The organism is Collinsella aerofaciens (assembly GCF_015557435.1).
Taxonomy (GTDB): domain Bacteria; phylum Actinomycetota; class Coriobacteriia; order Coriobacteriales; family Coriobacteriaceae; genus Collinsella; species Collinsella aerofaciens_Z.
Genome location: NZ_JADNOH010000067.1, coordinates 1 through 7,820 on the forward strand (window position 1 = coordinate 1; position 7,820 = coordinate 7,820).

Sequence of the window (7,820 nt, forward strand, 5' to 3'; positions counted from 1 at the left end):
ATTACCGTTATCGTCTCCGGCACGTCCGGCGGCGAGGTTACTGCAGCCCGTCTGAGCGATTTCTGCACCGCCCCGGTTAAGGGCTTCGCTGACGCTCTGCCCGTCTGCCTCTTCGTTATGATCCTGGGTGGCTTCCTCGGTATGATGACCGAGACCGGCGCCCTGGACAACGGCATCGCCGTTCTGGTGCAGAAGCTTAAGGGCAATGAGATTATGCTCATTCCTGTCCTTATGCTCATCTTCTCTCTCGGTGGTACCACCTATGGTATGTGCGAGGAGACCGTTCCCTTCTACGCCCTGCTCGCCGCTACCATGATGGCTGCTGGCTTCGACCCCATGGTCGGCGCCGCTACCGTCCTGCTCGGTGCTGGCTGCGGCTGCCTGGGCTCCACGGTTAACCCGTTCGCCGTCGGCGCTGCCGTCGACGCTCTGACCGGCGTTGACATCGCTGTGAACCAGTCCATCATCATCGGCCTCGGCGCCGTCCTGTGGATTGTCACCACCGCTATGTCCATCGTCTTCGTGATGAGCTATGCCAAGAAGGTCAAGGCTGACAAGGGTTCCACCATCCTGTCGATGCAGGAGCTCAAGGACGCCGAAGAGGCTCACGGCAAGGCTGCTTCCGAGGTTAACAAGGAGGTCAAGCTCACCGGTCGTCAGAAGGGCGTTCTGATCGCCTTCGCTTTCACCTTCGTCGTCATGATCGTCGGCTTCATCCCGCTGGCCGACCTCAACGAGGGCGTCGCCAACTTCTTCGACGCTGGCGCTGTCTACGACGCCGACGGTAACGCCGTCGTCCAGGGCTGGTCTGCCCTGATCACCGGCCTGCCCATTGGCCAGTGGTACTTCGACGAGGCTTCCACCTGGTTCTTCCTCATGGCTATCCTGATCGGTATCATCGGTGGCCTGTCCGAGAAGCAGATCGTCAACACCTTCATCACCGGCGCTGCCGACATGATGTCCGTTGTCCTCGTCATCGCTCTCGCCCGTGGTATCTCCGTCCTCATGGCTAGCACCGGCCTCGACGTCTACGTCCTCGACGCTGCCGCCAATGCCCTGGCTGGCCTGTCCGGTGTGATCTTCGCTCCCATGAGCTTCCTGGTCTACTTCGGCCTGTCCTTCCTGATCCCCTCGACCTCCGGTATGGCCACCGTCTCCATGCCCATCATGGGACCGCTGGCTGTTAAGCTCGGCTTCTCGCCCGAGGTCATGGTCATGATCTTCTCCGCCGCCATCGGTGTCGTGAACCTGTTCACCCCGACCTCCGGCGCCATCATGGGCGGTCTCGCCCTGGCCAAGATCGAGTGGACGACCTGGCTCAAGTTTGCCCTTAAGCTCATCGTCGCGCTCTCCGTCGTCTGCGCCGTCATTCTGACCGTCGCCTGCGTGCTGCTCTAAGTACCCAACGGGTACCCCACGGAAACCTTGACGATCCTGTAGAGGATCACCTGGTCATCGTCTGTCCGGTGGGGTAAACCCACCGGTAGACTCCTACCTTTAGCCCCCTCCCGTTCCGTGCGCGGGAGGGGGCGCTCTTGTGTTCCGGCGTTTTACCAAACGCCGGAACCACTCGACGCTGCAAGCCCGCCAGAGCGGCAATCTGACGTTCAATCGTCGGGCATGGCCAAAAGGCCTATGCCCTCCTCTTTCACGTCACCTTGCTCGCTCTGGTGGGCTTTCGCTGACTTATGCTCAACCTGCGGCGCTGCCATTGTTGGCGCAGGGGGCGGCTTGCTCGCTCTGGTGCCTGTTCGCTGTCCGTTCTCTGCCCGCGACGTTTCTGCTGTTGGTGCAAAGGGGTCAGGTTAATTTGCGCCAAAAGGGGAAGTTGCGGTGGAATAGTTCCCGTTTGGCCGTCTTGAGGGGTTAAACAGGAGCTATTTCACCGCAACTTATCGATGGCGTGTTTGGTTGGTGCCTGTTGATGGTCTGGGTATCGGGGAGGGCGGGCTCCGTTATAATCGCCTAGAACATTAATTGGAAACGGGACGGGAGCCATACATGCGCCAGGGTTTCGACAACGCGAAGTATATCGAGCTGCAGGCCGCTCATATTAAGGAGCGCATCTCGCAGTTTGGCGGCAAGCTGTATTTGGAGTTTGGCGGCAAGCTGTTTGACGACTATCACGCGAGCCGCGTGCTGCCCGGATTTGAGCCGGACAGCAAGTTTCGCATGCTCAAGAGCATTGCCGACGACGTCGAGGTCATCATCGCCATTAACGCGAACCACATCGAGAAGAACAAGGCCCGTGGCGACCTCGGCATTACCTATGATGAGGACGTGTTGCGTCTGGTTGACCTGTTCCGCGGCAACGGCTTTGCCGTCGCGGCCGTGGTTATCACCCAGTACGCCGGCCAGCCTGCTGCCGACGTCTTCCGCAATCGTCTGAACGCGCTCGGTATTCCCGCCAAGCTGCATTATCCCATCGAGGGCTATCCGCACGATGTTGACCTGATTGTATCCGACGACGGCTACGGCAAGAACGAGTTCGTCGAGACTACGCGTCCGCTCGTCGTGGTTACCGCCCCCGGCCCCGGCTCGGGCAAGCTCGCCACCTGCCTGTCGCAGCTCTACCACGAGCACAAGCACGGCACCGCCGCCGGCTACGCCAAGTTCGAGACCTTCCCGGTCTGGAATCTTCCCCTTACGCACCCGGTCAACATTGCCTACGAGGCTGCCACGGCTGACCTCGACGATGCCAACATCATTGACTCCTTCCACCTGGAGGCCTACAACAAGACCACGGTCAACTACAACCGCGACGTCGAGGCCTTCCCGGTCGTGCGTGCCCTGATGGAGAAAATCTTGGGCGAGAGCCCTTACCAGAGCCCCACGGATATGGGCGTCAACATGGTCGGCTTTGCCATTACCGACGACGAGGCCTGCCGCGATGCCTCCAAGATGGAGATTGTCCGCCGCTACTTTGCCGCGGTCGAGGCCGTGCGCCGCACCGGCGTGGGCGACGAGCAGGTCGACCGCCTCAAGCTCATTATGAAGAAGGCCGGTATCGACAAGAATTATTCGCCGGCGCGCTCGGCCGCCCTTACCAGGGAGCAGCTGACGGGCGGTCCCGTGGGCGCTATGGTTATGCCGGATGGCTCTGTGGTGACGGGTAAGACTTCCACGCGCCTGGGCGCCGCGAGCTCGCTCATCATGAATGCCCTCAAGCATGTCTCGGGCGTCGACCTTGAGCTCGAGGTTATCAGCGACGAGGCGATCGAGCCCATCAGCAAGCTCAAGACGCATTTCCTGGGCAGCAAGAATCCGCGTCTCCATACCGATGAGACGCTTATGGCGCTTTCGATTACCTCGGCCACGAGCGAGACGGCGGCCCGTGTCCTCTCGGGACTGGAACAGCTGCGTGGCTGCGATGCCTTCTTTAGCGTGATCATCTCCCCGACGGATGAGACGGTGCTGCGCAAGTTGGGCATCAACGTGTGCTGCGAGCCCAAGTTCGAACGCCGTGGGTTCTTCCACCGCTAAGACGAGTTTATTGGTCTGATAAGGCCGCATGGGGTATATGCCCTATGCGGCTTTTTTATCAACAAAGCCTTTGTTCGAGGTAAAAATAGGCCGTTTACCTGCCTATAAGCGTTTTGGGCGGTATACAATAACGCTGATGAAACATCCTTTGTGGGATGCGCCGGTCGTGCACGGCGCGTTAGATGCTCGTGCTCGGTTTGAGGAGGCTGCCATGGCGGGCAAGGGTCGTGCGAGTGTCAACGATATGAAGCGTGTCGAGGTGCTGGTGCTGATGGAGATCGCTCAGCAAACCGAAGGCAATGGCGGACCGTATGGCTTCTCTCGCAAAGCGCTTGCCGAGCGCGTGGGAGTTTCGCCGTATCGCGCCCGCGCCGCAATCGATCGCTTGGATTCCGAAGGCATGATCGATGTCGTCTCGCGCTATAGCGACGACGGCGGTCAGCTTGCGAATGGTATTCGCCTTACCGAGCGCGGTGAGTGGTATCTCAAGGGCGTCCGTGCCGGTATGCTCGTTCAGGATATGCTCGAGGACGAGGTCGCTGATCGATAACAGTGTGCAATCCTTGCCGCAGCAGCGCCGCCTGGGAAACCGGGCGGCGTTTTGTTTCGAGATTGAGAAATGCGATTGCGCCTGAAAAAAATGTGAACAGCTCGGGGTTCGAGTATTACAATGAAGACCCGTAAGATGTGTATGGACAACTTCTACGGGAAGTGCAGGTAACTCAATATGACCAAGCATGTGTTCGTGACCGGTGGCGTGGTTTCGTCCCTGGGCAAGGGTATCACCGCGGCCTCGCTGGGCCGTCTGCTCAAGTCGCGCGGCTATAAGGTAACGATGCAAAAGGCCGACCCGTATCTGAACGTCGACCCCGGCACCATGAGCCCGTTTCAGCATGGCGAGGTCTTTGTGACCGAGGATGGCTATGAGTCCGACCTGGACCTGGGCCACTACGAGCGCTTTATCGACGAGAACCTGACCCGCGATTCCAACTTTACGACTGGTGCCATCTATAAGAGCCTGATCGCCCGTGAACGTCGCGGTGACTTTTTGGGCGGCACCGTGCAGGTGATTCCGCACGTCACGAACGCCATTAAGGATAAGTTCCGTCGTATTGAGGAGCAGACCGGCTCCGACGTGGTCATCACTGAGTTGGGCGGCACCATCGGCGACATCGAGTCGCAGCCGTTTGTCGAGGCCATTCGCCAGTATCGCAAGGAGGCCGGCCCCGAGAACGTCTGCTACATCCACGTGTCGCTCGTTCCCTATATCGCCGCCGCCCATGAGGTCAAGACCAAGCCGACGCAGCACTCCGTCAAGGAGCTCCGCAGCTTTGGTATCCAGCCCGACATTATCGTTCTGCGCTCCGATCACCATATCGACGATGCCATCCGCGGCAAGATCGCAAGCTTCTGCGACGTTGACACCGACTGTGTCTTTACCAACGAGGACTGCGCGAGCATCTACGATGTTCCGCAGCTGCTTGCCGAGCAGGACTTTGACCTGCGCATTTGCGAGCGTCTGGGTCTGGACCCGCGTGAGCGCGACATGAGTCAGTGGAACGAGTTCCTGCGCAAACAAAATCACGCTAACCATCACGCCGACAAGGTGAAGATCGCCGTCGTGGGCAAGTATACGCAGCTGCCCGATGCCTACCTGTCGGTTATCGAGGCCCTGCACCACGCGGGTGTGTTCTACGATCGCCATGTTGACGTGCAGCTGGTCGATGGCGAGAGCCTCGATGAGCAGAACGTCTCCGAGGTCCTGGGTGACGCCTCGGGCATCTTGGTCCCTGGCGGCTTTGGCAAGCGCGCCCTGGAGGGCAAGATCCTCGCGGCCGAGTTCGCCCGCGAGCACAAGATTCCGTATCTGGGCATTTGCCTGGGTATGCAGGTGGCCGTGTGCGAATTTGCCCGCAACGTGGTCGGCCTTGCCGGCGCCAGCTCTTCCGAGTTCGATCCGGATGGCCCGTATAGTGTCATCGACTTGATGAGCTCGCAGGAGGACGTGACCGAGAAGGGCGGCACCATGCGTCTGGGCGCCTATCCGTGCAAGCTTGCCGCCGATACCCTCGCGCGCGAGGCATATGGCGAGGAGCTCGTCTACGAGCGTCACCGTCACCGCTTTGAGTTCAACAACGCCTTCCGTGACCAGCTCGAGGGCGCTGGTCTGGTTATCTCGGGTCTTTCGCCCGACGAGCGCCTGGTCGAGATGGTCGAGCTGCCGCGCGACGTGCATCCGTGGTATGTGGCCACCCAGGCTCATCCCGAGTTCAAGAGCCGCCCGACCAACCCGCAGCCGCTGTTCCGCGAGTTCGTGCGCGCCTCGATCGGCCAGCACGAGGGTGTCGACCGTCTGCAGGTGACGCCCATGAACACCGCTACGGACTAGGGTTGCCGGCGAACAAAGAACATACCGAAGCTACTCCCTCGTCGCTCGCTGTGGCGGCGGGGGAGTATCTCGATTACCTCGCGGTCGAGCGGGGATTGGCGCGCAACACGATTGCGGCCTACCGTCGTGACTTGACGACGTACTGCGCCTATTTGGAGCGGGCGGGTATTGCGTCTTTTAAAGATGTGAGCCGTCAGGTCGTGGAAGGTTTTGTCGCCGATCGCCGTGACGGAGGCTATTCTGATGCCTCGGTGGAGCGCGCGCTCGCAGCCGTAAAGGGCCTGCATGCCTTTTTGGTGCGCGATGGGGCTGTGGCCCAAAACCCGATGGCGGCGTTGCGCCTGCCCAAAAAGGCAGAGCGCCTGCCGGAATATCTTTCGGTGGAGGATGTCTCGGCGCTGCTTGATCAAGACTTTCCCGAGGACGAGATGGGGCTCCGTGACCACGCTATCTTGGAAGTGCTCTACGGTTGCGGCTTGCGCGTGAGCGAGCTGGTGGGGCTCGATGTGGGCGACATTCATATCGATGATGGGTTTGTCCTGGTGCGCGGTAAGGGCTCAAAGGAGCGTCTGGCTCCGCTGGTGGGGAGCGCGGCACGTGCCCTGACACGCTATATATATGACGGGCGCGCCCTCCTGGCTGCCCATGCTCGCGGGGCGGAAACCTCGGCGGTTTTTTTAAATAAGAACGGACGTCGCCTGTCGCGCCAGGCCGTGCATGCGATATGTGAGCGCTATGGGCGTCAGGTGGGATTGGTGGGACTCCATCCCCACACTTTGCGCCACTCCTTTGCCACCCACATGCTCGCGGGCGGTGCCGACCTGCGCGTGCTGCAGGAGATTTTGGGTCATGCCGACATTTCGACCACGCAGGTCTACACGCATGTCGACCGCACACAGCTGACTGAGGTCTATCTGGCGGCTCATCCGCTGGCGCATCGCTAACGCGTTGCTGACCTGCATATTTATTGCTATTAGGGGGACGGGCCCAGATCGCCGCGACGTGTTTTTGCGCGCGCACGGCAATCTGGGCCCGCCCCATTTTTCGCCACTTATCGCCTCGGTGGTGGGTCGCGTGTGTCGCGGGTGGGGGAGTTTGGGGGCGATGTGAACGGCATGTAAAGGGACGTAAAAATCGCCTCAAGGTCAACTTGAAGGTTGAGGTTCGCGGGCGTGGTTCTACAGGTGGCATCCCGCCTTTGCTGCAAACACAACATATTGTGTTTTCGAACATATGCTCGGGGGTGTTTTACAACATATTGGGGGTGGAGTGGTGGGGTGGGGTGGGGGAAGGGGTGGGGAAAGGTGTTGAAAAATGGGGCGGTTCCCCATATTATTGATGACGTCGACAGGCGGGGTGGTTCCCCGCGTACGTGCCATCTGAGTAACCGAGGGGAGGGCGCACATGGGAATGACGGGTGCATACGAGCGCAATCTCGATGCAAAAGGTCGTCTATCCCTGCCTGCACCCCTTCGTGAGGAGCTTGGAGAGCACGTTCGCGTGTTCAAAGCCCTGGATGTCGATGCTCTGTACGTGTTCTCTGCCGAGGCCTTCGATAAGTGGGTCGAAGGACTCTTCGCGGGTCGTGAGGGCCACGAGGGTTTTAACCCGCGTGACATCAACGACCAGAAGCTCATGAGGGCGATCAACAAGCGCACCACGTCGATGGATGTGGACAGCGCGGGTCGTATCGGTCTTTCTGAGTCTCTCCGCAAGCAGGCGAACCTCGACCGCGAGGTCATGGTTGTGGGCAACTACGACCACCTTGAGGTTTGGGACCGCGCTACGGCCGATGAGGACGATGATGACGAGGCCCTGCTGGACCTCTTCTTCTCGTAAGGGCAAGGCACGAGTAACGGATGGAGCGTGGGATCTTGACACAAGAATATCGGCATGAACCTGTCATGCTCGGCGAAGTGCTTGAGTCGCTGCAGCTAAAGAGCGGTTC

The 7,820-nt window shown here is 60.0% G+C and carries 6 protein-coding genes; all 6 read left to right on the forward strand.

Annotated features, from left to right (window positions below):
• Positions 1 to 1,398, forward strand: a 1,398-nt coding sequence (locus I2G43_RS06305; protein ID WP_195535495.1) for a YfcC family protein, incomplete at its 5' end; no start/stop codon positions are given.
• A gap of 603 nt (positions 1,399 to 2,001) precedes the next feature.
• Positions 2,002 to 3,483, forward strand: a complete 1,482-nt coding sequence (locus tag I2G43_RS06310) for a DUF1846 domain-containing protein (RefSeq protein WP_195535496.1) — start codon at positions 2,002 to 2,004, stop codon at positions 3,481 to 3,483.
• A gap of 211 nt (positions 3,484 to 3,694) precedes the next feature.
• Positions 3,695 to 4,033 carry a hypothetical protein gene (locus I2G43_RS06315; RefSeq protein ID WP_195535497.1) on the forward strand — a complete coding sequence of 113 codons (339 nt, stop codon included), beginning with the start codon at positions 3,695 to 3,697 and terminating at the stop codon, positions 4,031 to 4,033.
• Positions 4,034 to 4,210: 177 nt separating this feature from the next.
• A complete protein-coding gene (locus I2G43_RS06320; RefSeq protein ID WP_195535498.1) occupies positions 4,211 to 5,872 on the forward strand; it encodes a CTP synthase in 1,662 nt (553 codons plus the stop codon).
• 2 nt (positions 5,873 to 5,874) lie between these two features.
• Positions 5,875 to 6,816 (forward strand): site-specific tyrosine recombinase XerD, encoded by a 942-nt coding sequence (gene xerD / locus I2G43_RS06325; RefSeq protein ID WP_195535499.1) that lies wholly within the window; start codon positions 5,875 to 5,877, stop codon positions 6,814 to 6,816.
• 460 nt (positions 6,817 to 7,276) lie between these two features.
• Complete coding sequence (locus I2G43_RS06330; protein ID WP_195535500.1) at positions 7,277 to 7,711, forward strand: division/cell wall cluster transcriptional repressor MraZ; 435 nt, start codon at positions 7,277 to 7,279, stop codon at positions 7,709 to 7,711.
• The last annotated feature ends 109 nt before the right edge of the window (positions 7,712 to 7,820 follow it).